Origin of the sequence: Nocardia farcinica (assembly GCF_029867845.1) — a bacterium.
GTDB lineage: Bacteria > Actinomycetota > Actinomycetes > Mycobacteriales > Mycobacteriaceae > Nocardia > Nocardia farcinica_A.
This window is the reverse complement of the sequence record NZ_JARWRU010000923.1, coordinates 1-1,288: the sequence shown is the minus strand read 5'-3', so window position 1 is coordinate 1,288 and position 1,288 is coordinate 1. Positions and strand designations below refer to the sequence as shown.

2 protein-coding genes are annotated in these 1,288 nt (G+C 70.8%); both read left to right on the top strand.

The genetic code is table 11. The features are described from left to right. Window positions 1–219: 219 nt before the first annotated feature. Entirely contained in the window at window positions 220–663 is a 444-nt protein-coding gene (gene rplM / locus QH283_RS20295; protein ID WP_280504563.1) for a 50S ribosomal protein L13, read from the top strand. Next, window positions 660–1,163, top strand: a complete 504-nt coding sequence (rpsI, locus tag QH283_RS20290; protein ID WP_280504562.1) for a 30S ribosomal protein S9 — start codon at window positions 660–662, stop codon at window positions 1,161–1,163. Before rplM ends, rpsI begins: the two co-directional genes overlap by 4 nt. The last annotated feature ends 125 nt before the right edge of the window (window positions 1,164–1,288 follow it).

The following is a 1,288-nucleotide window of genomic DNA, read 5'->3' as shown; positions in this document are numbered from 1 at the left end:
CCGCCCCCCCCCCCCCCCCCCCGCGCCCCGGCGGGCCGGGGGGGGGGCCGGGGGGGCGGGGGGGCCCCCCCCCCCCCCCGATTCCGGTCCGGGCATGCGCGCCTGGTATCGTGGCTCGCTGGCGTGTGGGCCACATCGGGGCCCGGGTCTCAACCGGCCGCCGGGACGACCTCGACCACACGCTGGGCCGGCAGTACCGACGACAGACAGGGATGCACTGTGCCTACGTACAGCCCCAAGGCGGGTGACGTGACCCGTAAGTGGTACGTCATCGACGCCACTGACGTAGTGCTCGGCCGTCTCGCCGTGCAGGCAGCGACGCTGCTTCGCGGCAAGAACAAGCCGACCTACGCCCCGCACGTCGATGGTGGCGACTTCGTCATCATCATCAACGCCGAGAAGGTTGCCATCAGCGGCAACAAGCGGCAGGACAAGCTGATCCACCACCACTCCGGGCATCCCGGCGGCCTCAAGTCGCGCACTGTCGGCCAGGTGCTGGAGACCCGTCCCGAGCGTCTGGTGGAGAAGGCCGTCAAGGGCATGATCCCGAAGAACAAGCTGGGCAACGCGATCGCCGGCAAGCTCAAGGTCTACGCGGGCCCGAACCATCCGCACGCGGCTCAGCAGCCGATTCCGTTCGAGATCAAGCAGGTGGCCCAGTGACCGCTCCCGAGGAATACAACGAGGAATTCGTGGCCGAGGACGCGGCCGTCGAGGTCGTCGACGAGGACTACGGCTACGAGGGTGAGGGCGAGGTCTACGCCGCCCCGATCATCGACCGCCCGGTCCAGACCGTCGGCCGTCGCAAGGAAGCCGTCGTGCGCGTCCGTCTGGTGCCCGGCACCGGCAAGTTCGTGCTCAACGGCCGCACCATCGAGGACTACTTCCCGAACAAGGTGCACCAGCAGCTGGTCAAGTCGCCGCTGGTGACCGTCGAGCGGACCGAGTCCTTCGACATCCACGCCCGCCTGGTCGGCGGTGGCCCCTCGGGCCAGGCAGGCGCCCTGCGTCTGGCCATCGCGCGTGCCCTCATCGAGGTCACCCCGGAGGACCGCCCCGCGCTCAAGCGTGCCGGCTTCCTGACGCGCGACCCGCGTGCCACCGAGCGCAAGAAGTACGGTCTGAAGAAGGCGCGCAAGGCGCCTCAGTACTCGAAGCGCTGATCTCCAGGTCATCGGCCCCGCTGCCCGGCGCCCTGGTGGCGCCCGACCACGGCCTGGGCCACCGCCCCCCCCCCTCCCCCCTGCCGGACCCCGCGATGAGGCCGACGCCGGCGGGCTGGAGGTGG